This is a genomic window from Desulfurobacterium sp. TC5-1 (assembly GCF_000421485.1).
Classification (GTDB): Bacteria; Aquificota; Aquificia; order Desulfurobacteriales; family Desulfurobacteriaceae; genus Desulfurobacterium_A.
Genome location: NZ_ATXC01000001.1, coordinates 1,120,257 through 1,143,955, shown reverse-complemented (window position 1 = coordinate 1,143,955; position 23,699 = coordinate 1,120,257). Strand labels below are relative to the sequence as shown.

Below are 23,699 nucleotides of genomic sequence, written 5' to 3'. Positions count from 1 at the left end.
CCTCTCATTAACCTTCTAAAACTTTTGCAGCTTCTTTTGCCGTTTTTCCTTCATGAACGATGAGAGAAATAGCCCTGACTATTTTTTCAGGATCTTCATGCTGGAATGCGTTTCTTCCGATAGAAACACCAGCACCACCTGCCTTCATTGCACCTTCAACCATTTCGAGAATTTCCATATCATTGCTCATCTTTGGACCACCTGCAATAACAACGGGAATAGGGCAGCCTTCAACAACCTTCCTGAACGTTTCCGTATCGCCCGTATAGGCAACTTTAACAATATCGGCTCCAAGCTCAGCCGCAACCCTGGCACAGTGGGCAACAACATCAGGGTCAAAGGGATTTTTTATTCCTTCGCCCCTCGCGTACATCATCGCAATTAACGGCATTCCCCACTCAAGGCAGCTTTCCGCTATTGCTCCAAAATCTTCTAACATCTTATCTTCATTTATATCACCAAGATTAACATGAACAGAGACACCGTCAGCACCTATTTTTATCGCTTCTTCAACAGAGCAAACGATAACTTTTGTGTTGGGCTTTGGTGAAAGTGAAGTACTGGCAGAAAGGTGAATAATCAGGCCAACGTCTTTTCCCCTCTTTCTGTGACCGTGTCTTACAAGTCCCTTGTGAATGATGATTGCATTAGCACCGCCGTTGGCCACTTTATCTATAGATTCCCTTATGTTAATGATCCCGGGGATTGGTCCCATTGAAACGCCGTGATCCATCGGAATTATAACGGTCTTTCCCGTCTCTCTGTTTATTATTCTTTCAAGTCTTATAGCCTTTCCTATCTTCATTTCTTTCCTCCAGACAGTAAATCGTTTGAAGGGAAATTATACCACTCTTTTTTTAATAAAGTATAAGCTCCAGAGGTAAGAAAAAACGGGGGAAAGTTTATCGCCCAAACAGGGATTTCTCTATAAAATCACACAAGACATGTCCGATAGTTATGTGTACCTCCTGAATTCGCGGCGTCGAAAACGACTTGACAACTACTGGATAATCCACCAGGTCCTTCAATCTACCACCATCTTTTCCGAGAAACCCAACTGTTAATATACCTTTCTCCTTGGCCTTCATAACTGCACGAATTACATTCTCCGAATTGCCACTGGTACTGATACCTATTAAAACGTCATTCTCACTGCCTAAGGCTTCCACCTGCCTCTCAAAGATAGCGTCAAATCCAAAATCGTTACCAACGGCCGTCAGGATAGACGTATCTGTGGTAAGGGCCACCGCCGGAAGAGCTCTCCTATCAAGCAGAAATCTTCCAACAAGCTCAGCTGCTATGTGCTGAGAATCAGCTGCACTTCCACCGTTACCGCATAAAAGAATCTTTCCGCCATTTCTTATTCTTTCTACAACTTTAGAAAAAATTAGAAAGAGATACTCTTTATTTTCTTCAATAAAATTCCTTTTCAGGTCAGCACTTTCAAGAAATGAATAGTATATAAGCTCTTTCATAGCAGCTCCATCAGGCGTTCATAGCCTTCAGGAAATCTTCGTTTGTCTTGTATTTCCTCAGTTTCTCAAGCAGAAATTCCATAGCCTCCACAGGCGCCATAGAGGTAAGGAGCCTCCTTAATATCCAGACCCTGTTTAATTCCCAATCGGAAAGCAGAAGCTCCTCTTTCCTTGTTCCAGACTTTTGTATGTTTATAGCAGGGAAAATTCTCCTTTCAACAAGCTGTCTATCAAGGACAATTTCCATATTACCGGTACCTTTAAACTCTTCAAAAATAACATCATCCATACGGCTGCCTGTCTCTATAAGTGCAGTGGCAATTATCGTAAGGCTCCCCCCCTCTTCTATATTTCTTGCAGCACCAAAAAACCTCTTCGGTTTGTGGAAAGCGTGGGCGTCAATACCACCTGAAAGAATCTTTCCACTTGGTGGTGTAAGCGTGTTGTAAGCCCTTGCAAGCCTCGTTAAACTGTCAAGAAGAATAACAACATCTCTCTTATGTTCTACAAGCCTTTTAGCCTTTTCAATCACTATCTCAGCAACCTGAGCGTGTCTCTCAGGCGGTTCGTCAAATGTTGAACTTATAACCTCGTCAGCAAGCGTGTTTCTTTTCATATCGGTAACTTCTTCGGGACGCTCATCTATAAGCAGAATAATCAAATAAGTGTCAGGATCGTTCGTTTTGATAGCATTTGCAAGCTTCTGAAGAAGAACCGTTTTTCCTGCCCTTGGAGGTGCAACTATCAGGCCTCTCTGTCCTTTTCCAACAGGCGTTATAAGGTCTATCACTCTGGTGGAAAGCTCTTCCGGGACGGTTTCAAGCCTGAATCTCTCTGTAGGATGCAGGGGTGTCAAATTATCAAAATTTGGCCTTGTTTTCGCTTTAGAGAGAGGTTCCCAGTTTACAGCATCAACTTTTAAAAGCGCAAAGTATTTCTCACCCTCTTTTGGAGGCCTGACCTCGCCGGCAATAGTGTCACCTGTTCTAAGACCAAATTTCCTTATTTGAGAGGGTGAAACGTAAATATCGGTTGAATTTGGAAGATAGTTGTTCTCAGGCGACCTTAAAAATCCAAATCCATCCGGGAGCACCTCAAGAACACCTACCCTGTATATGGCGCCCCTTTTTCTCGCGTTTTCTTCAAGAATCTTAAATATCAAATCCTGTTTTTTAACAGATTTTACATCAAGACCCAGTGACTTGGCTATTTTCCTCAAATCAAAAATACTCATGTTTTGAAGTTGTTCCAGAGACAGAACCTCAGTTTCCTGAGCCATTATGCTTTTTCCTCCATCGGGTTATAAGATTTTTATTGAAATAAACACACGTAGCCCTTTCCCAACTGCCTAAAGTATTATGTTAGAAATTGGAAACATTACCCTTCCTTATTCCCGAGAACCTTTGCAACCATTATACTTAGTTCGTAAAGAAAGAGCAAAGGAACAGCCATCATTATCTGGGAAACCACATCGGGAGGTGTTAGGATAGCTGCTACTATGAATATTATTAGTATAGCAAACTTTCTATTCTTTTCAAGAAGCTTATGGTTTATAACCCCCAATTTTGCAAGAAGCCCCACAACTACAGGTAAGAGGAAAACAAACCCAAAAGCGAGAGTTAGCTGAATAACAAAAGAGATGTAGTTGCCAATTCCAATTTGAGGAACAAGGAGATTTCCCATAAATCCAAGTAAAAACCTTAAGGCAAAGGGTATCATTATGAAATAGGCAAAACAGACACCTATTGAGAAGAAGAGAAAAGAGAAAAAGAGAAAAGGAATAACGAACTTTTTCTCATGAGGGTAAAGTCCCGGCTCAATAAATTTCCAGACCTGATAGAGGATAAAAGGCATTGCAATAATCATTCCACCGAAAAAACAGATTTTAAGAGCGGTGAAAAAGGCTTCCGGAGGGGAGAAGAAAACAAGCTTTCCTTTCAAATAATCAGGGAGAGGTCTTTCAAGGAAGAGAAGAATGTCTTTCCTGAAAGGCCAGCAGATAAGGAAGCCTACAAAAATAGATATAACCGATTTAAAGAGCCTGCTCCTTAATTCTTCCAGATGGTATGTAACCGGTGCCTCTTCCGGACGAATCCTCTCCTCTGACATAAAACCACCTTTAGCTGTTGATTATGCGTCTTTTGAATCTTTAACTTTTATCTTTTCTACCTCTTCATCTCTTGTAACTTTTTTGGGTTCTTCCTTTTTCTTCTCGTCTTCATCTATGATACCGGAAGATGCCTTTCTGAACTCATTTATTGCTTTTCCCATTGACTTAGCAAGGTCTGGAAGTTTTGAGGGACCAAAGATGAGAAGAGTAATGATAAGAATAAGAATAAGCTCGTTAGTTCCAATTCCACCAAACATTGTTTCCTCCGTTAACCGTTATTTGAAGCCTCTTTTATACCATTTTTTAGCTCTCTTAACAGCTCTTCAAGTCCCAGTCTGTCCAGCTGTTCTATCTTTTTCACAACTGCACTTCCAACGACAAAACCATCAGCTGCTCCGTAAAGGCTAATTATATGTTTTTTCTTTGATATACCAAATCCAACAACAACCTTTTTCTCTGTAACTTTTTTAACTCTTTCAATATCCGCCTTTATGGAAGGATAGTCAAGCTCATCCCTGGCTCCTGTAGTTCCCGTAAGAGAAACATAGTATATAAAATCGCCGGAGACTTCTGCTATCAACTTCAACCTATCATCAGTACTCGTAGGTGCAGCAAGGAAAACAGGACTTAAGCCCTTTCTCTTTGCATACTCTGAAAAATTTTTTCCTTCTTCAGGTGGAAGGTCAGGAACAATAAATCCGTCAGCTCCAGCAGCAGCCGCATCATCTATAAACTTTTCCTCACCATAAACAAATACAGGATTATAGTAACCCATTAGAAGTATGCCTTTATCTGGAAATTCTTCTCTCAGAACAGACACAAGTTCAAAAACCTTTTCAGTGTTAGCTCCCGACTTAAGTGCCCTTTCGTGAGCTTTCTGTATTGTAGGTCCATCGGCAAGAGGATCAGAAAAAGGCATTCCAACTTCAACGACATCTGCATACTTAAGTATAATCCTGAAAAACTCAAGAGATGTATCAAAGTCAGGATCACAGGCTGTAGCATAAATTATAAGAGGTTTTTTTCCCTTAAACGCCTTTTCTATTCTTTTCATAACGTCTCCAGAAGTAATATCCTGCTAAAGATACAGCAATTAAGAGAACAGCAAAAATCTTATTGGTAATAATAATGGATAAAATTTTATCTATCAAGTCACCTACAACAAGGTAAAAGATAGCCCATAAAAAAGCTCCAACAATATTCCACAAAGTGAAAGAAATAAAAGGAACTTTAAAAGCACCCATAACGACAGGAAGTATGGAACGGAAAACAGCAATAAACCTTCCGAAAACGAGCGTTATTTCTCCCTTACTGACAACAAATTGTCTAACCTTTTCATAACTTTCAGAACCAACTTTGAACTTCCTAAGAATCTGTTTAAGCGTTCTCTCCCCGACCCAGTATCCGAAAAAATAGCTTATGGTATAGCCTGCTACCGTTCCCAAAACAACAGATAAGACAAAATTCACGGGAGAAACATATCCTCTGGCGACAAGAACACTTCCAACTATTAAAATCTTCTCCGCGGGAAAAACAAGCCCGAGCAGCAGAGCCGTCTCAAGAAACGCCCACACCCCTATTATTAACCCGGCTATGTGAGGATTTGATTCAAGATACCTAAGTGATTCACTGACTGCATTAGCAACATCCACTTGACACCTGCTAATCTCTAAAATAAACTTTCATACTGCAATTTATAAAACTGAAAACCAATTATACAGGAGGTTTACATAATGAAAGAAGGCATCCATCCAGAATACAAAGAGACAAGAGTTATCTGTGCTTGTGGTAACACATGGGTAACAAGATCAACAAAGTTTCCAGAGATTAAAGTGGAAGTGTGCAACAAGTGCCATCCTTTCTTTACAGGTGCACAGAGAAAGGTATCTATTACCGGTAGAGCCGAGAAGTTCAAAGCCAAGTACGGAGACAAATATTAATGGAGATAAAGCTTATCTCTTCTACACAAGATATCCTCAAAACAGTATCAACAGCGGCCAGGGTATGCTACTCTGGCCTTTCCGTTGATGAGCTTCTCTCAAAATTCTCACCGGAAGATAACCGGAAACTTATAAAAAAAGTAGCAGGTATGGGACATCTCTCTGTCATTGAACATGCCGTGTTTACCTTTTCTGTTCCCGAATCCCTAAAAGAGGAACTTCTCTCTATTATGATGGAAAAACCATACCTATCTATCAGCCATATAGAAAACGGCTTTATCGTCACTCTCAATCTGAGAACGATGAAAGAACTCCAAACACTGTTTCCTGAATTTAAGTTTACAAAAGCTGTAGGAGAGTATATCCCGGAGTGGCTGGCTTAACTTTATTGACCGCTATCCCTTCACGTTGTAAATCGGTCTGACGAATCTTTCAATCTCAACAGTTTGGGGCAGAAATTCCAGAATCTCATCAGGATTTTTATAGGCCATAGGTGCTTCATCTATCGTTTTAGATGAAACTGTTGAAGAGTAAACACCTGCCTTCATAACTACTTCTTTAAACTCTTTAAAAGAAAGCTTCTCCCTGGCCTTTCTGCGGCTCATCTTCCTGCCTGCACCATGAGGTGCTGAAAAATTCAATTTTTTCACGCCCTTACCCCTACCTATAATCAGACCGTAAACTAAGTTAAACGGAATAACAACTTTTTCATCTTTATGAGCTGAAATAGCACCTTTTCTGACGCAGTAGTCCCTCTCAACGTCTATGTAGTTGTGAACGCTTTTAATTATCTTAGACTCGTTAAACTCCTGTCTGAAAAAGTTTTCAATTATCAGTTTCAACATCATTTTTCTGTTAATATCAGCGTACCTCTGGGCAAGTTTCATTGCCTCCATGTAATCTTGTCCACCTTTATTCAGAGGTAGAAAGGAGAGGTCCTTATGAAGATGCGGCATAACTTTTTGAGTATATTCAACAGCTCTTTTGTAAAAATGGACGCAGACCCTCAAACCCAAGTTTCTTGAACCTGAATGGACGGTTAAATAATAGTTTTCTTCATCATCAACACCTAACTCTATAAAGTGGTTTCCGCTCCCAAGAGTTCCAACCTGTAGGAGCGGTTCATTAAGATCTATCCCAAACTTCTTTGTTAAAACCGCTGTCATCTCTTTCAAAAAATTCCTATCTTCTTTTGACAGCGGCAGCTTTCTGGCGTTATTCTTTGTTCTGCAGGTAAGCCCAAGAGGAATATTGCCTTTGACAAAAGCGTCTAACTTTTGAAGGTTGATTTTTCCCAGCCTTCCAAGTGGATAGGTATATACTCCGCAACCTATATCAACACCCACAATATTTGGAATAACAACCTCGTCAAAGTACCCTGTAAAACCTATCACACAACCTTTACCTGCATGAAAGTCAGGCATTATTACAATTTGCTTCTTGAAAAACGGCAAATCCTTAACCCTGTTAAGTTGCTCCATCACTTCTGTTTCAATATCGTTGCCGTAAACATAAATAGGAACCTTTCCCTCTATTAAAAACGGTTCCATCCTTCCTCCGTGCAGGTATGCAAAGAGATTTGCATAAAAACAAAAACCTGAATAAGTCTTTTTTTAAAAAAGCATTCGTATAGTTACTGTCTATTAATTTCCTCGGGTCAGAAATATAACGTTTCCCTATTCTGAAAGCAAACAGGAACACAACAATTTTTGATGGCATAAATGTTGCTATAAAAACAATTGCTCTTTCAAACAATTGAATAAGCATTTCCAATCAATTAGATAATGTGTTAAAATTGTAAATAATATTTAATAGTTTACTTCTTGACACGCTGAAGGTTAAAATGGTAAATTTTGATACTGACAATAAACTTCAAAAAGAAGGGAGGTTTTTAAGGATGAGAAAAGCACTAACAGCAGTAACCCTCATGGGACTTGTAGCAGCATTTGCAGTTCCTGCACACGCTACAGAGGTCAATGTAGGCGGTCAAATTAAGACGACCATAACTACTGACAACCAGACTGACTACAACCACTCAGTAGAAGTAAAAGTTCAACTTGACGCGAAAGTGAACGATAATATCTCTGCACATGTAAGGTTTCTTGCAGATGACGACCAGATGAACTTTACAATTGACGAAGGGTACTTCCAGGTAAACAATCTCTTCAACACACCTAACCTTCTTGCGAAAGTAGGTTATCAAGACATTGTATTTGGTGACAGTAAGATTATGGACTCAACTCTTGATGCCGTAATTGCAGGATACAACACAGATTATGGACTTGCACTTGCAGGAACAGCTGAAGCAAGAGGAAGCGCCCAAACATGGGGAGTAGGTGCTTTTGAAGGTAACCTAAAGGCACTTGGCGTTGACGGTGCATATGAGGTTGTTGACCTCTATCAGGATGCAAGCGATATAAACCTTGCTTACGCTAAGGTAACTCCAGCTGTTGCAACAGATTTTGGGAAAGTAGGTTTTAGGGCTGAAGGAGCCTACCTCAAAACTAAAGGTGCTGATAACAATGGTAAGTTCTACGGCGTGGGTGCATCCCTTGATGCCGGAATGTTCGGCGCCAAAATTGGATACGATGTTTACAAAGACGGGTTTGTAACGAACTACGTTATAGGTACAGGATTTTCAGACTACGATTATGCAGAAGTTCTTGACTACGATAATGGTAATTTTGTGAATCCTAAAATTCTTACTGTAGAAGGAAGCGTTAAGCCTATGGATAAAGTAACTCTTAGTGCTGCTTACGTTAACTTTGATGGAGATAATACAGGAACTTACAGCAGTGCTCATGAGGTTGACCTTAAAGCCAAGTATCAGTATGATAAAAACCTCTGCATTCAAGCAGGGCTCTACCTTCCAAGTGAAAAGCTCGATTATCAAGGTGAGCTCAAGCTTACTCTTAAGTTCTAATAAATTGGAAAATAAACAGAAAGGGGGCTTTAAAGCCCCCTTTTTTAATATCAGCAGGATAATTCGAGGTAAACTTGAAAGAGGAGATTTCAATTATTGAAGCATTCTGCATAGTCTGGAAAAGTAAAGCGAAACTATTTTCAGCAACTCTTTTGGGAATCTGCTTGGGCTTAGTGGGTTCTTGTTTTATAAAACCTTCATACCACTTGAAGGCAATAATATCTCTGCCACATATAATAACAACGTCAAGGACTGAAAAAGTTATTATTCCTATATCTTTTGTTCAGGAAACAACCCAGATTTTAATGGATGGTATAAAAAACAATGATTATCAATATGTCCAGAATATCATACCTGTCCCGCCAAATGTTTTAAAAAATTTGAAAAGTATCAAAACTAAATCGATTGAAGGCAGATTTGCTGAAATAGAAATTATTTCTCTAAAACAGAAAGGGATGATTAGTCTTTTGGACAAACTTGCAGAGTACTTGAATAACTTGAGTTATACGAGAAACAAACTTAAAAAAGAAAAAGAGCTTATAGAGAAAGATATCAGGGTATATTCGTCAAAAATTCCAAAGATGAAAGATATAATATCAAATGTAGATATTCAAATAAAGAGAAAAAAAATACATATTATAGGTTTTAACCCGATAAACATGGAACTTAATCTTGCTAAAACTCAACAAACATTAAATTTTTTAAAGTATCAGCTGGAAAATTTAGAAGGGTATACAATAGTTTCCACTCACCTTTTAAAAGAAGAACCTTCAAGAATTATTGTCATCCTTATAGGGGGAATTTTAGGATTCATTGCCGGAATGATAATTATTTTTCTAAAATCAGATATTGACAAAGAAGAATAATTTCATAAGTTAAGATGTGAAGTGGAAGGACGGGCCTTGAAGGTGTGCCGTTTCTACCTTCAAGGCCCTTTTTCATTTCAAGAACACTAATTTAGAGAGGTTTTTTAACATGGAAAGATTTACAGGAACAGTAAAGTGGTTTGACTCAAGCAAAGGATACGGCTTCATCACAACAGATGACGGACATGACGTATTCGTTCACTACACAGGCATTAATGGTGAAGGATTTAAAACAATAGAGGAAGGTGAAAGAGTCGTTTTTGACATTACCGAAAGTGACAAGGGACTTAAAGCTATAAACGTAGAAAGAGCCTGATTTAGACTGGAAATCAAAGCCCGGTGCGGTAGAAACGGCCCGCGCCGGGCTTTTTCTATTTTAGACAGCTTCCGAAACGGCGAAGGAAACGCCTACAATCTTTGATATTCCCGGAATCTCCATCGTTACGCCGTAAAGAACATCAGCCACTTCCATGGTAACTTTCTTGTGAGTAATAACTATAACCTGCGTTTTTTCTGAAATGGTTTTAAGAAGCTCTGTAAACCTGAGTATGTTAATCTCATCAAGGGCAGCATCTATCTCATCAAGAACGAGGAACGGCGCTGGATGAATTGAATAGAGGGCGTAAAGCAAAGAAATAACAACCAGCGTCCTTTCACCACCTGAAAGCAGATTAATATTTGAATGTTTTTTACCTGGTGGTTTTGCCTCTATCTCTATACCTGCTTCAGCTGGATCATCTGATGTTAGAACAAGTCTTGCAGAACCACCACCAAAAACCTTCTTAAATGTTTTTCTAAACTCCTTATTAACCGCTTTAAACGTGGCAAAAAATCTTCGGTTTATCTCTTCATCTATCTTCTCTATTGCCTCTTTAAGATCTTTAATGGATTTTATAAGGTCCTCTTCCTGTTCAAGAATAAATTCGTACCGCTCTTTTACCTTGTTATACTCTTCTATGGCAAGAAGATTAACAGCACCGAGTCTTGAAATTTTCTCTTTTACAGAGATTAATTCCCTTTTTAGCTCTTCTTCATTATCAACGTCTGCTGCCGCTTCTATCGCTTCCGTAACTGTTGATTCAATTTCAAGTATCTTTTGAACGATTTCTTCCTCTTTAACATTAAGCTTTGCAAGCTCTATTTCGTACTCTTTTATCTTTTTCTGAAGCGCCTTTAACTCTGATTCTTTCTGCTTTAAGGCCTCTTCCTTTTGTTTTATAATTACTGACAATTCGTTCCTTCTCTCTTCTAACGCTTTCAGGTCGTTCTTTGTATCTTCTATCGCCTCATCTATCCCTGAAAGGATTCTCTCTGCCTCTTCTATGCCTTTTCGCGCCTTTTCAAGTTCAGAAAGCAACCGCTCTCTCTTCTCCGTAATCGTCTTTATCTCATCCTTAATAGCCTTAACTGCCCTTTCCTTGCCTGTTAGCTTCTCTTCAAGATTCCTTAGTTTTTCCCTGTAAAGGGATAGATCTGACTGAAGAGCAGATAGAGATTCTTTAAAAGTTTCTATTCCCTTTTCAACCTCTTTTAACTTTTTTTCTTTCTCTGTAAGCTGCTTTTCAAGCGCTACTTTTTTAGAGGAAAGTTCGGATAACTTTTTCTCGTAAAGTTCATTTTTACTTGAAAACGAAACAACGGCTTCTCTTGCAGTTTTTAAACGCCCTTTTAAACTCTCTATATCTGACGATAAAACTTCTATTCTGTTTTCCACTTCCCGCAGTTTACCCTCAATCTCTACCTTTTCAACCCTTAACGATTCAGACTTTATGTTGATCTCCGATATGGACTCTTCTACCTCTGAAAGCTCTTCCCAGGCAGGTGAAAGTTTCTTATTTATTTCCTCCAATTCCTGTTCAAGCACAGTTTTCCGTTTTTTCAAATTCTCAATCTCTTTCTCTATCTCCAAAATACCACGGGCTTTAAACTTACCTATGAAGGAGCCTTTACCGCTGTAAAGGTTAAGTTCCTTATCAACAAAGATACAATCTGGATGTTCTTTCGCTAACTTTTCAGCATCTGAAGATGTAAAGAAAACATTTGAAAATACAACAGAAACAAGGTCTTTCACCCGGGTATCGATCGGTTTAACATGGGAAATAAGTGGGGTTGCATCCTCTATATATTTGTTCTTGACAGGCGTTACATCTGCCGCAAATAGCAGAACTCTACCGTTACCTTTAATCCTTTCCTTTATCCAGATAATATCGTCAAAGGTTTTGACAACAATACCTGCGCCAAAAGTGGAAAGGTAAGACTCTACAATCCTTTCCCAACCCTCATCAACCTTTATAAGGTTTATCAAAAGGCCTATATATCCTTTAACTTTCCCGTGCTTTCCACTTTCAACTATACTGTTTTCAAGTTTTCCAAAATCAAGAGTTTCAAGCAGTTTTTCCATACTCTCTATTTTTGAAGATACAGAAACAATCTCTTTCTCTTTTTCCTGTATGGCTCGTTTTACCTCTGATACTTTCTCCTCTTTTTTATCTTTCAGGAGAAGCAGCTTCTTCTTTTCCTCTTTAAGAGTCTCTATTTCTCTTAAAACAGAAGATAATCTTTTTTCAAGGCGATTTTTTTGTTCAAGATAGTATTTTTTTTCCTTCTCACAGCTTTCTATCTCCGAAGGAAGCTTCTCTATCTGGCGGGAGTACGACCTGACCTTCTCTTCCTCTCTAACCATTTCCATTTCAATCTTTGAGTACCTGCTAACTGCTTCAGATATAAAGCGGCGGATTTTAGATATCTCTTCTTCAAGGGCTTTCTTATCAGCCTCAAAATCTTTTAGTTGTTGTCTTTTAAAAGAGACTGCCTCTTCTAAAGAGGAAACCTTCTTTTTCAGCTTTTTCCTTTCAGCCACAAGGCTTTCTGTCTCTTCCTTTATTTTCTTAAGCCTTTCTATCTTTAAAAGTTCCTCAGAATCAAGCTCTTTCAGTTCAGACTCTGTCCGTTTTATCTCTTTCCCTAAAAACTCCCTCCTTACGGAAGATTCTTTTTTCGTTTTTTCAAGTTCATAGAGTTCCTTCGAGGTTTCTTCAATCTCCTTTGTAACGGACTCAACCTCTTTTCTTAAATTTTCCAGACCAACCTGAAGTGTGGAAAGTTCTTTTTCAAGGGAAACTCTATCCTCTCTTAAAACTGCAAGTTCCTTTTCTGTAAACTCTTTCTTTATCCTTATTCCTCTTATTTCAAAGCCTAAAAGCTTTTTCTCAAATTCCCTTTCTTTCTGCTTTAAAACTTCATATCTTTTTGCCTTTTCCGCTTGATTCTTAAGAGTTTTTAAGTTTCTGCCCACCTCATTTATTACTTTCCTCACATTCTCAAGGTTTGTCTCGGCGTCTTCAAGCTTTTTAAGCGTTTCCTCTTTTTTCTCCTTAAAGGGACCAACACCTGCAGCGTCATCAATTAAGCCTCTTCTATCTTCGGGTTTAAGTTTTAAAATCCTATCTATCTGTCCCTGTTCAAAAAATGCATAGTCCTTATGCCCAAGGCCAATAGAGGCAAAAAACTCCTGAATATCTTTAAGCCTCACTTTTCTGTTATTAATGAGAAATTCAGAATCACCGTTTGACTTTATTTTTCTGGTTATCGTTATTTCGTTTTCCTTTATAGGAAGAAGCTCGTCTCTGTAAAGGGTTATGGAAACTTCAGCAGTTCTTGCAGCCCGCCGTCCAACAGCTCCTTTAAAGACCATATCTTTCATGTTGGAGGCTCTCATTCCCTTTGAAGAAGTGTCACCGGTAACCCATTTGAGAGCATCTACGATGTTGCTTTTCCCGCAACCGTTTGGACCCACTATGCAGTTTATGCCTCTTGAAAATCTGATTTCAGTCTCATCTGCGAAAGACTTAAATCCCTTTAAGTTTAAGGACTTAATATGCATTGTTCCTCCGGGAAAAACCTGTAACCGTAATTATAGCAGAGAGGGGGGATTCCCCCTCTTCTGCATTAATCCTCAAGTGTAGAGAGGTCTCCCGGATCCATTCCAAGCTCTTTAGCCTTAAGAACCCTTCTCATTATCTTACCGCTTCTTGTTTTTGGAAGCTTATCAACAAACTCTATTTCTGAAGGAACGGCGAGGGCACCAAGCTCCATACGAACGTGATATTTAAGGTCTTCCACCAGCTTATCAGACGGTTCATGACCGGCTTTAAGGATGATAAACGCCTTTATTGCTTCTCCTTTTACAGGGTCAGGTTTTCCGATAACAGCTGCTTCAGCAACAGCAGGATGGGAAACAAGGGCAGATTCCACCTCCATCGTTCCAATTCTGTGTCCTGAAACGTTAATAACATCATCAGCCCTGCCTAAGATCATTATGTAACCGTCTGCATCCTTTGTCGCAACATCACCGGCAAAGTAGCAGTTTGGGATTGTCTTCCAGTAACTCTCATATTTTTCAGGATTTTTATGAATCCTTCTCATCATAGATGGCCATGGATATTTAACAACGAGGAACCCGCCTTTTTCAGGTTCAACGGGATTCCCTTCTTTATCAACAACATCGGCGATCACACCGGGAACGGGTTTACCAGCTTTTCCAGGCTTCATTGGAAGGCCGTCTATGGTCGTTATCATGACAGCGCCGGTTTCAGTCTGCCACCAGGTATCAACAATAGGACATTTCTCCTTGCCTATAACTTTGTAATACCAGAGCCACGCTTCAGGGTTTATTGGCTCACCAACAGAACCTAAAAGCCTGAGAGAAGAGAGGTCATACTTATTGGGCCACTCTTCACCTGCTCTCATAAACATTCTTATTGCGGTAGGTGCCGTATAAAAGATAGTTACACCGTACTTTTCAACCAGCTTCCACCATCTTCCAAAGTCCGGATAGTTTGGCGCACCTTCTGCTATAACCTGAGTGGCACCTGCAACGAGCGGCCCGTAAACGATGTAGCTGTGTCCTGTAATCCAGCCAGGGTCAGCAGTACACCAGAAAATATCATCATCCTTAAGGTCAAAAACTGTTTTCATGGAATAGTAAGTTCCGACCATGTAACCGCCTGTCGTGTGAATAACACCCTTGGGCTTGCCGGTTGAGCCGGAAGTGTAGAGCATAAAAAGGGGGTCTTCTGAATCCATCACTTCAGGTTCACAGTATGATGGTTCATTTTCAATGAATTTGTAAAAGTCAATCTCTTTTTCACCTATAAGGTCAACCCTGGGCTTTAGTCTCCTTAGAACAACTACTTTTTCAACCGTTTCAAGGTCCCTGATGGCTTCGTCAACTATCTGTTTTAGAGGAATTGCTCTTCCCCTTCTAATCGTTACATCGGCCGTGATTACCATCTTTGCTTCAGCATCTTCAATCCTGTGTCTTAAGGCTGGAACACTGAATCCAGCGTAAACGACAGAATGAACGGCGCCTATTCTTGCACAGGCAAGCATCGCAGCAACCTGCTCAATGACAAGGGGCATATAGATTACAACCCTATCACCCTTTCCAATACCGGCTTTTCTAAGTGCATTGGCAAGTTTGTTAACAAGCGTGTAAAGACTTCCGTAAGTAACGACCTTCTCGTTGCCGAATTCATCTTCCCAGAAAAATGCTACTTTGTTTTTCTTTCCGTTCTTAACGTGTCTGTCAAGAGCATTTACCGTTATGTTGGTCTGAGCGTTAACAAACCACTTAGCGTATGGAAGCTCCCATTCAAGAACCCTGTCCCATTTGCGGTACCAGAAAAGGTTTCCTGCAACTTCTGCCCAGAAAGCTTCAGGATTGTCAAGAAATTTCTTATACTCTTCCTCGTAGCTTTTTACGTTTGCATTTTGAACAAACGACTCCGGAGGATTAATTACCGTTGATACGTGGAGCAGATTTTGAAACTTTTCTTCACTCATTTTTGCCTCCCCTAAGCTATGATTTATGGATTTACATTAATTTTACAATATTTAGCTTATATAAGGGAGTCTGCAATGAATAAAGTTCTTCTAACAGGTGTGGCTGGATTCATAGGATTTAAAACCGCTCAAATGCTCGTAGAGAGAGGATATGAAGTTGTCGGCATTGACAACATGAACGATTACTACGATGTAAAGGTAAAAGAGTACAGACTGAAACAACTTGAAAGATACTCCAACTTTAAGTTCTATAAGTTAGACATAGAAAACCTTGAAGCCCTCGAAATCCTTTTCAAAGACCATTCTTTTGACGGTGTTATCAACCTTGCAGCAAGGGCAGGTGTCAGATACAGTATTGTCGATCCGTTTATCTACGTAACAACAAACACTTTAGGAACAACAAACCTTCTTGAACTTATGCACAGATACGGTGTAAAAAAGTTCGTTTTAGCATCAACCTCCTCTTTATACGCAGGACAAAAGATGCCTTTTACAGAAGACCTTCCGGTTAACACCCCTATATCCCCCTATGCCGCAAGCAAGAAAGGTGCGGAAGCCATGGCATACACGTACCATCACCTTTACAAAATAGACGTTACAGTTTTGAGATACTTCACCGTCTATGGACCCGCCGGAAGACCTGATATGAGTGTGTTCAGATTTATAAAGTGGATAGAAGAAGGAACACCTATAACTATATTCGGAGACGGAACCCAGGAAAGGGATTTCACCTATGTAGATGATATAGCGGAAGGAACAATAAAAGCGTTAGAAACAGAAACGGGTTATGAGATAATCAATTTAGGTGGCAACAAGCCTTACAAACTAAATTACATGATAGGGCTGATAGAAAAATTTACCGGGAAGACGGCCAAAAAGGTTTATAAGGAATTTCACAGGGCAGACATGAAAGCCACATGGGCAAACATAGAAAAGGCAAGAAAACTCTTAAAGTGGCAACCAAAAGTTTCTCTGGAAGAAGGGATAAGAAGAACTGTAAAGTGGCACAAAGAGAACGCCAAATGGCTTAAAGAGGTTAAGGTTTAACAGTTCTCACTGCCGCTTTCCCAGGCTTTGTCAAAGTAGAAAATATAAGGTTCTATGAGAAGCGGATTTTCCGTATAAAAGCCGTAAGGCATGTTGTCGTTATCTACATAAACCATTAAAAGTTTTTTGTTATCAACGATGAGCTGATACCTGAAGGATACATCAACATTCTTTATCTCACCGTTAAACTTTTTAATCTCCTCTGTACATTCCTTATCAAACTTTCCCATGGCAAATATTTTTACGCCCGGCTTTATATACTTTCCAAGGCTACCCTTGCAACCAAGAACGTAGAGCGGCTTAATACCACTAACCTTCACAACCTCTCTGGCAGAAGAAAGCATTTCTATAACTTTTGAAACGATGGATTCATTTCCTTCTAAAATTCTAACCTGAGAACGTATGTATTTCTTCTCCCTGAACTCCGGCACTTTCTCTTCTATTACAGGAATCAATTTTTTTAATTCCCGTTCTTTAACCTCAAATTCAAGTCTTAACTGCTTAATTCTATTTTCAAGAGCCTCTTTAGGATTAAAAGGCAGGAATTTTTTAGGATTTGTATGTCGGGTATGTATAAATCCCTTTCTTTCTAAAGAGGCAAGAGCATCGTAAACTCTCTGTTGTGGAATTCCGGCCAGCTTTGCGATGTTTGTAGCAGTCGATTCTCCAAGAACAAGAAGTGCATAGTAGGCTTTTGCCTCATAAGATGTCAGACCGTAATGACTTAAAAGCTTAACAAAGGTTTCATCTATGGATACTTTTGACATTTCTGGACTCCTGACGAAAAGCATATATGTAAATTATAAAAAAATATCGCCGTTGTGGAACTATCAAAAGCGAGATTATCCTTCTCACTAAGTTAAATCCATCTAAAATCTAAATTTATATCTGAAGTCGGGTAGTGGAAAGACGGATGAAGTTTATATATAATTAGACGATGTTAAAAATTTAGGCGGGTATATTCTCTTTAAAAGAGAGGTAATTTGATGAAAAAAATCTTTAAGATTTTTTTGATAGCCACTTTATCACTTATTTTCTTTGTTAGTTTTTTAAATGATGTATACGCAAAAGAAACGCCCGTGTATACAATACAGTTAGTAAACACAAAAGATAAAAGAGAAGCCGAGATTGTCTTTAAGAAGATAGAAAAATTAGAATACTCAAGAATCGATAAGGTAAAAACCAGATACAAGGTTAGGGTGGGATTTTTTAAAACGAAGCAGGAAGCGAGAAATTACCTTAAAAAGCATCCGGAGATAAAAAAGATATCTCCCACTGCTTATATAACTTTAAATTATTATGACCCTGAAAGAACGATAGAAAAGGGTTTTTTTCCACCTGAAAAAAAGAGAGAGCAACCAAATATAAATAAACCAGAAATATCAAATAAAAAGCAGCAATACAATCAAAGATCATCAGTTTCCAGAGAAGGAAATTCGGTTAAAGTTAAAAAGGAGCTTAAGCCCACTAAATCTGTTAGAAAGGAAATCATAAACAGTTCTATGTTTAAAAAGTATTTACTCTACGTGGTAATGGCAGTATCCGGAATAAGCGCCGCTGCTGTGGCCGTAATGCTATTAAGAAAATATAATGTAGAGGAAACCCTGTGTTGTATTGGAGACAAATTTCAGAATGTATATGTTAACGCTCTTAAATGCATACCTCTAAAAACATCCAAAAAAATCCTGGAATATCATTATAGAAAAATAGGTGATTTTCGGTCTCTTATACTGATGAAACTTCAAGATCAGGACTTTAACTTTATTCTTAGAGAAACACCTCGTTATTTACTTAAACATCCCGATGACATTTTAGTGTGGAAAATATACATAGAGGTACTATCTCAATTGGGTATATTTTCAGAAGCTGCCACTGCCTGTGAGAAACTTGCAGAAATTTTAAGAAAAAACGCAAGACCGGAAGCAGCAGAAAACTATCTCAAAAAGGCAGAAGAATTCAGGAAAAAAACCTCTAAGCTCTTAGAAAATGCAGGCTAAAAATCCTTTCAAAATCGTTTTTTACGTCAACAGAAAGGCCATTCTTTATGTAAAATGCTTTCCAGTTTAGATTAACTCCTCTTGGTACGCCAAATGTTCCTCTGCCACCGATAAAAGATGCAAAAGAAATTTCTGAGCCAGCCGGAATTTTAAAGGTTTTAGAATTAGAAACAAGAAGATTCCTTCCGTTAATGTTTAGCTTAACAGCTATACACCCTTTTTCAGTTTCTTTTTCCCTCAGAAAGTCTGCGTAAATTTGCTCAAATGATGGTTTTATTTCTACACCATAAATATCGAAAAATCTTTTAATCATTAAAAGGTGAAATCTAACTTTTTCCTTTAAAGAGGGAAGCTGTTTTGAAACCTCAAGACAAAAGGCAGGCGTATCACACTTTGACAGGCAGAAGTAGGTGAGAGACTTTCTCTGCTCCTTATGCTTCGTATCCGGACTGAAAGTTCTGGTCGAATAGACTGGAATTTTCCACTCTTTTCTGCTGATAAAACTGTTAACATAAGAAGAAACTTTAGAGGCGACAGAATATAGATTGAAGCTTTTATAAATCTTCTCATCTATAACGATGCACTGCCCCCACGCGTTTTTATTGACGGAATGGAAACCGAAGCCGTCGTGAAGTGAAAGGACTACGTCGGGTTTATATTCTCTGATAATTTCTTTTATTTTCTTAACGTTAGGATAATCAGGGTCGTTCTGTGAAAGGTGTGCAAACTTCCTATTCATATCGCCATTGTATCCCCGCTTAAACGCAAGTATGGACGTAAAGTTGCTTCGGGGCAGAATGATTAATTCACCTTTTTCAACTTCTACGTCCATGAGCATATCGGCAGCTTTGTAGGCACCGGGCTCATTGCCGTGAATACCACCTATTACAACTATCCTGCCGCCCTTTCTAACACCAGATTTGCAGGAAATCTCCATAGGTTTGTCCGGAAACACAAAGTGAAGACGGTCTTTCCTGTTAGAAGAAGCCGCTGCCCTGGCGGGAAATGAGATAGTGGAGAACCCCAATATTTTTACAAACGTAGTTTTTAAAAACTCTCTTCTCCCAGTATTTTCCATTTGTCACCTTCTTTTGTTACATAGAGCAACTTATGTCCCTGCCAATTATAGTTGTTTGACCTATATTTCATATCAAACGATATTAAATATAGGCGGCCAAAACTCAATAATCTACCGTCTCTACTAATTGTGAGGTTTGACACCTTTATTTTAACCCATTTTTTATGGGATGTAACTTTTTCTTTGTACTTTTTCCACTCATTAAAGTTGTATTTATCCGTGACGAAATGACGGGAGTAGAAGGAAAAATACTTTTGCAAATTTTTAGGCGAATTTTCCCAGGCTGTTTTCCATTTATAGACAAAGTCTACAAGAGAGTTTCTTTCTGAAATAAACGTTTTTAAAGGTTCTTTGCACAGCTCATCAACTATTATTACCGGTGTCTCTTTCGGCTTTATATATTTTCTAAGTTTCCTTAAATTTTTGTTTTCAAGAACGATACAGCCGTTCGTGCTGTGAGGTGGACGGGACGGTGTATCCATACCGTGAATCCATATCCCGTGACCGCCCCTGTGAAGGATTTTTCTGTCTATAAGGTTTGGGTAGTTAAGAACATAAGCTCCGGGTCCGTAGATTTTTGGAAGGTGCGTCCGCCAATAAAGAGGAATGTAAATCCCTTCCGGTGTTCTTTGGTCTCCTTCTTTTAATTTATCACCTGGTTTTTTACCGGTTATGCAGTTAAATCTTGTCACTATTACAGGAATACCTTCCTGCTCTTTTAAAACGTATAAAATTTCATTTACTTTATCTACCACAAGTGCATATGTTCCCGCCGGAAGGTATAGCACGTTACAAGGGACATATTTCCCTGAAAGAAATTCCGCATCCAACAATCGATTTTGATGCAAGAGAATAAGAATTTCTAAAAGTTTCTTTTCGCTTTCTGGCAATCTTTTCTGATAGTAGTAAGCCTTTTCAATTTCTCCTTTTTTCAATGCTTCTATCATATTATCAAAGGTACTTCCAAAGCAGAGAGAAAAAGAGAAAATTAAAGTGAAAAAGGCAATAATTAACTTCCTCACACTTCCTCCTTGCTGTTAATTTACAGGTTGCGATTACAATTGTAACAAAAAGAATCTGCATATACTCACACTACAATAAATTTGTTCATATGTTGACAAAAACCCTCCAGTAAGGTATAAAATCTCTGTGATTTTAACCGCACAAAGGTTGAAAATGAAGAGAACAGGGAAAGTTATACTGGTAGCTTTTTTCTTGGGACTGGGGATAGGAAATGCCGCCTACGCTGTACCGCCGTTAACTTACAAAGATATTGAAATGAAGGGTTATTTATACTCATTTGAAGTTGCAATATTTAAAGATAAGAGAAAGGCTTTTGAATTTATTCTCTCTCTACCAGAAAATTTAAGAAAAAGCGCATACATATATCAGGAAGGAAAGAAATATAGTATAAGAGTTTTTCTTGTAACATCGCCATCTGTCCTTTATAGATACAAATCTATTTTAAAAGCCAGCGGTTTACCTGTAAAATTGGTAAAAACCCCTGATAATTTTCTATATTCTGTTCAGTTAATAACCACTAATAACAAAAAAACAGCCCAAAAACTTCTCGATCGGCTTCCAGTAAAGATAAAAAAAGAGGCCTTCCTGTATAAAACAGATGCAGGATACTACACTGTAAGAGTATTTCTTGCCAGAACCCGGGAAGAGGCAAAAAGACTGCAAGCAAAGTTAACTTTCTTACCAATTAAAACATGCATAGTGCCCACCTCTCCAACCAAACTTGGACTTGAGAGACAACAGGAAAAGCTAAAGGAAGCAAAGAAAGAATTAGTTCCTTCGTCCGTTCCGGTCATAAAAGCTCCAGTTGTTCCAGGAAGTAAGGCAGAAGTTGTAATTCAGGCAGTACCACCGGAAGTTAAAGAGAAAGTTGAGAAAATCAAATTAAAAGAGATAAATAATCCACTTGCCCCTGAAAAAGAAAATTCAACAATTAATAGTTTTAAAATGCAAAAGGAACTTAAACAAATAGTAATGGAATCTACGAAGCTCATAAAGGCAAACAAGCTTAAGGTAATAAGAACAAAACTTTCTGGAGAAGTAACTGTTCCGGAAAAGGAACCTTATATAACAGGAAAAAAAGAGTTTTCCACACTTTTTCCTTTAATAGACAGGACTCTTAATATTTTTGCCCAATGGCAGTACAACACTTCTTACAAAGACAGTGAAAAAGGTAGTTCTTTCAATGAAAATTACAACTTAAACACGCCTGGCGAAATAACTGATGGCATAAAGTACCTTGTTTCTGTAGGATATTCTAAATACCACTTGGACACCGGCGCGTGGCAGTCAACATTTCGGCCAGGAATAAATGGACGGTTAATAAATGATATTTTTCATCTTTCCTCTTCGGTAAACTTGGTGGAATCAAAAACATCATCTGGATATGATGGAAAAAATACAAACTACGAGCTCCTATTCTCCTCAATGTGGGAGCCAAAATATCCCTACATTACAGCCGCAGTATCAAGGAATTCAGCGTACTCCGACTCTACAGATGCAGATACATATACAAGGAGACTGTCAACAGGCTACAGCTACAAAAGAAAATTTACGATAGGTTACTCTTACAGTCATTCAAGGACAGAAGATCACATAAGGCAAGTATTTACCGAAACAACCAACCACAATATTAATATCTCGGCAAAAAAATCTTTTCTCAATGGTCGCGTTTTCTTCTCTGCTACAGAAAGCATCTACTATTCTAACAGTCGATATTCACTAAAGAGTGTTAACGGATTTTTCTACCAAAAAGTAACTTCCATTTCAGGATTAAGCGGTGTTGATACTTCACCGGCAATAGGAACGCTGACACCAAATGCATTACTAACAGATAACGATTACAGTACAGATGCTGGTATAAATCTTCAAACGGTTTATGAAAACATAGCAATAAATGCAAATTATCAACCGGTCGATCTCATAACTCTTTACATCGGTGGAAATCTAACCGCTACAGATATATCAACACTACACTGGGATCTTTATACAAGCAGTGACGGTAATGTATGGAACATAGTAGCTTCAGATATTCCATTCTCATACGATAATCAGACGCAAACATTAAACTTTGTTCTCCCTCAGAGAATAGAGGACAACTACATAAAGCTTGTTTTGACCGCCACTTCCGTTGTCAATACCGGATATGTGACGGAAGTTGAGGCCTACGAGCGAGCAGTAAACGCAACTACGGTAATTAATGACTTGTCAACCCACGGCGACACCACTAAAGTAGGCCTCAGGATAAAGCTTCCTTTAAAATTAGGTTATTCTTTTCATTACGAAAGAACAAGTAGGGCTGGTGAAGAATTGAGCAGTAAGCTTTCTCATACACTATCCGGCCTGTGGCGATATAGGTACATACAGATAGGGGCAGGGGCTGGAAGAACGGATTATTTTATAAAGGATCAGGACACGCGGAGTTCTCAAAGAGCGAACATAGAAATAAAAGCTCAACCGCTGAGAACACTCTCGCTCCGGGCCGGAACAGGATACATAGAAAACTTTATAAACTACGATAAAACCTCTTCATCATTCATTGTAAGTTCAGGGTTAAATGCAAAATTATTCACTGGACTGAATGCAGGACTTTCAAACGATATTGTTAAAACAACGAATGAAATAACTAAAATCAGCGCTACAAGTTATATGACGAAGCTTAACATTAACGCAAAACTTTTCCCGAGTTTAAATGTTGCAGGTTCTATCCAGCATAATATTTCAACAACTACAACGGATGTTTATTCTATAGCAGCTACCTGGACGCCATCTGAAATACTGAAGATAAGTGTATCCCAGGGTTATATTCGAAGAGAGGACGGTGAAAATACCTCTACCACTAACTTGAGCCTTTCTGTGGTTCCTAAAGGTGGTGATATAAAATACAGTTTCAAAGTGGCATCAAGTAATGACAGGCGAGCTTATACCGGTAACGCTTTCTGGCAAATAAGCGAATACTTTACGGCAAATGGATATCTGAGTTACACACCTACAGGTGATGTACTTTCAGCGGGAATTACAGTTAACGCCAGATGGTAGATAAATAAGGCACAGGGCCGATTAGCCCTGCGCAAGTTCTTTTTCAAGCTCGGCAACTGATTTGGCAATTTTTGACATTCTTCTTGCAGCTTCGTTCTTGTGAATAACGCCTCTCGCAGCCGCTCTTTCAATATACTTCATAGCGATTCTAAGTTGTTCTTTAGCAAGCTCAAGATTCTTTTCTTCAACTGCCTTGAGAACTTTCTTGGATTCTGTCTTAAGCCTTTTCACGTACATTCTATTTCTTTCACGTCTCTTAATACTCTGGCGAAGACGCTTCTTTGCAGATTTTATATTTGGCATTAAAAACACCTCCTTTCTTTCTATTTTGCAGTGTCAAAGTTTATAGCAAAAGGCAAA

The 23,699-nt window shown here is 38.8% G+C and carries 22 protein-coding genes; 8 read left to right on the top strand and 14 right to left on the bottom strand.

Annotation, left to right across the window (positions count from 1 at the left end; genetic code table 11):
* Window positions 1-7: 7 nt before the first annotated feature.
* From H153_RS0105875 to H153_RS0105845, 7 genes are all read right to left on the bottom strand, one after another.
* A complete protein-coding gene (locus H153_RS0105875) occupies window positions 8-805 on the bottom strand; it encodes a 2-amino-3,7-dideoxy-D-threo-hept-6-ulosonate synthase (protein ID WP_022847214.1) in 798 nt (265 codons plus the stop codon).
* 97 nt (window positions 806-902) lie between these two features.
* Window positions 903-1,475: a D-sedoheptulose 7-phosphate isomerase gene (gmhA, locus tag H153_RS0105870; RefSeq protein ID WP_022847213.1), complete on the bottom strand. Its 573-nt coding sequence runs from the start codon at window positions 1,473-1,475 to the stop codon at window positions 903-905.
* Window positions 1,476-1,485: 10 nt separating this feature from the next.
* Window positions 1,486-2,754: a transcription termination factor Rho gene (gene rho / locus H153_RS0105865; protein WP_022847212.1), complete on the bottom strand. Its 1,269-nt coding sequence runs from the start codon at window positions 2,752-2,754 to the stop codon at window positions 1,486-1,488.
* Between the two features lie 98 nt (window positions 2,755-2,852).
* Window positions 2,853-3,584: a twin-arginine translocase subunit TatC gene (gene tatC / locus H153_RS0105860; RefSeq protein ID WP_022847211.1), complete on the bottom strand. Its 732-nt coding sequence runs from the start codon at window positions 3,582-3,584 to the stop codon at window positions 2,853-2,855.
* A 21-nt stretch (window positions 3,585-3,605) separates the two neighbouring features.
* Window positions 3,606-3,842, bottom strand: coding sequence for a twin-arginine translocase TatA/TatE family subunit (gene tatA, locus H153_RS0105855; RefSeq protein WP_022847210.1), 237 nt, complete (start codon window positions 3,840-3,842; stop codon window positions 3,606-3,608).
* Window positions 3,843-3,853: 11 nt separating this feature from the next.
* Complete coding sequence (gene trpA, locus H153_RS0105850) at window positions 3,854-4,639, bottom strand: tryptophan synthase subunit alpha (RefSeq protein ID WP_022847209.1); 786 nt, start codon at window positions 4,637-4,639, stop codon at window positions 3,854-3,856.
* Complete coding sequence (locus tag H153_RS0105845; RefSeq protein WP_022847208.1) at window positions 4,614-5,237, bottom strand: DedA family protein; 624 nt, start codon at window positions 5,235-5,237, stop codon at window positions 4,614-4,616. The genes trpA and H153_RS0105845 overlap by 26 nt, the downstream gene beginning before the upstream one ends.
* Window positions 5,238-5,318: 81 nt before the next feature.
* Between H153_RS0105845 and rpmE the strand changes: the two genes are divergently transcribed.
* Together rpmE and H153_RS0105835 are read left to right on the top strand one after the other, a co-directional pair.
* Window positions 5,319-5,525 (top strand): 50S ribosomal protein L31, encoded by a 207-nt coding sequence (gene rpmE, locus H153_RS0105840; RefSeq protein ID WP_022847207.1) that lies wholly within the window; start codon window positions 5,319-5,321, stop codon window positions 5,523-5,525.
* Window positions 5,525-5,908, top strand: a complete 384-nt coding sequence (locus H153_RS0105835) for an FAD-dependent thymidylate synthase (RefSeq protein ID WP_022847206.1) — start codon at window positions 5,525-5,527, stop codon at window positions 5,906-5,908. Before rpmE ends, H153_RS0105835 begins: the two co-directional genes overlap by 1 nt.
* A 12-nt stretch (window positions 5,909-5,920) precedes the next feature.
* On the opposite strand, the gene H153_RS0105830 is transcribed toward H153_RS0105835, so the two are convergent.
* Window positions 5,921-7,075, bottom strand: a complete 1,155-nt coding sequence (locus H153_RS0105830) for an RNA-splicing ligase RtcB (protein WP_022847205.1) — start codon at window positions 7,073-7,075, stop codon at window positions 5,921-5,923.
* 293 nt (window positions 7,076-7,368) lie between these two features.
* On the opposite strand from H153_RS0105830, the gene H153_RS0105825 reads away from it, so the two are divergent.
* From H153_RS0105825 to H153_RS0105815, 3 genes are all read left to right on the top strand, one after another.
* Window positions 7,369-8,448 (top strand): hypothetical protein, encoded by a 1,080-nt coding sequence (locus H153_RS0105825; protein ID WP_022847204.1) that lies wholly within the window; start codon window positions 7,369-7,371, stop codon window positions 8,446-8,448.
* A 74-nt stretch (window positions 8,449-8,522) separates the two neighbouring features.
* Window positions 8,523-9,314 (top strand): hypothetical protein, encoded by a 792-nt coding sequence (locus H153_RS0105820; protein ID WP_022847203.1) that lies wholly within the window; start codon window positions 8,523-8,525, stop codon window positions 9,312-9,314.
* A 109-nt stretch (window positions 9,315-9,423) separates the two neighbouring features.
* Window positions 9,424-9,630 carry a cold shock domain-containing protein gene (locus H153_RS0105815; protein ID WP_022847202.1) on the top strand — a complete coding sequence of 69 codons (207 nt, stop codon included), beginning with the start codon at window positions 9,424-9,426 and terminating at the stop codon, window positions 9,628-9,630.
* Window positions 9,631-9,690: 60 nt separating this feature from the next.
* Here the strand turns inward: H153_RS0105815 and smc are convergent, their stop codons facing one another.
* Window positions 9,691-13,197, bottom strand: coding sequence for a chromosome segregation protein SMC (gene smc / locus H153_RS0105810; protein ID WP_022847201.1), 3,507 nt, complete (start codon window positions 13,195-13,197; stop codon window positions 9,691-9,693).
* Window positions 13,198-13,262: 65 nt separating this feature from the next.
* The gene (acs, locus tag H153_RS0105805) at window positions 13,263-15,158 is read right to left on the bottom strand and encodes an acetate--CoA ligase (RefSeq protein ID WP_022847200.1); all 1,896 of its coding nucleotides are present in this window, start codon (window positions 15,156-15,158) and stop codon (window positions 13,263-13,265) included.
* A 75-nt stretch (window positions 15,159-15,233) separates the two neighbouring features.
* Here acs and H153_RS0105800 point away from each other — a divergent pair, with 75 nt between their 5' ends.
* Window positions 15,234-16,205 (top strand): GDP-mannose 4,6-dehydratase, encoded by a 972-nt coding sequence (locus H153_RS0105800; protein ID WP_022847199.1) that lies wholly within the window; start codon window positions 15,234-15,236, stop codon window positions 16,203-16,205.
* On the opposite strand, the gene H153_RS09450 is transcribed toward H153_RS0105800, so the two are convergent.
* On the bottom strand, window positions 16,202-16,972 hold the full coding sequence (locus H153_RS09450) for a helix-turn-helix domain-containing protein (RefSeq protein WP_022847198.1): 771 nt from the start codon (window positions 16,970-16,972) through the stop codon (window positions 16,202-16,204). The two genes, H153_RS0105800 and H153_RS09450, sit on opposite strands and share 4 nt — an antisense overlap.
* 219 nt (window positions 16,973-17,191) lie before the next feature.
* Between H153_RS09450 and H153_RS0105790 the strand changes: the two genes are divergently transcribed.
* Window positions 17,192-18,202, top strand: a complete 1,011-nt coding sequence (locus H153_RS0105790) for an SPOR domain-containing protein (protein WP_022847197.1) — start codon at window positions 17,192-17,194, stop codon at window positions 18,200-18,202.
* Here the strand turns inward: H153_RS0105790 and H153_RS0105785 are convergent.
* Together H153_RS0105785 and H153_RS0105780 are read right to left on the bottom strand one after the other, a co-directional pair.
* The gene (locus H153_RS0105785; protein ID WP_022847196.1) at window positions 18,177-19,280 is read right to left on the bottom strand and encodes a M14/M99 family metallopeptidase; all 1,104 of its coding nucleotides are present in this window, start codon (window positions 19,278-19,280) and stop codon (window positions 18,177-18,179) included. The two genes, H153_RS0105790 and H153_RS0105785, sit on opposite strands and share 26 nt — an antisense overlap.
* Window positions 19,250-20,302 carry a L,D-transpeptidase family protein gene (locus H153_RS0105780; protein ID WP_022847195.1) on the bottom strand — a complete coding sequence of 351 codons (1,053 nt, stop codon included), beginning with the start codon at window positions 20,300-20,302 and terminating at the stop codon, window positions 19,250-19,252. The genes H153_RS0105785 and H153_RS0105780 overlap by 31 nt, the downstream gene beginning before the upstream one ends.
* 154 nt (window positions 20,303-20,456) lie before the next feature.
* Here H153_RS0105780 and H153_RS0105775 point away from each other — a divergent pair, with 154 nt between their 5' ends.
* Window positions 20,457-23,339, top strand: coding sequence for an SPOR domain-containing protein (locus tag H153_RS0105775; RefSeq protein WP_022847194.1), 2,883 nt, complete (start codon window positions 20,457-20,459; stop codon window positions 23,337-23,339).
* Window positions 23,340-23,360: 21 nt separating this feature from the next.
* On the opposite strand, the gene rpsT is transcribed toward H153_RS0105775, so the two are convergent.
* The gene (rpsT, locus tag H153_RS0105770; RefSeq protein WP_022847193.1) at window positions 23,361-23,642 is read right to left on the bottom strand and encodes a 30S ribosomal protein S20; all 282 of its coding nucleotides are present in this window, start codon (window positions 23,640-23,642) and stop codon (window positions 23,361-23,363) included.
* Window positions 23,643-23,699 lie beyond the last annotated feature (57 nt).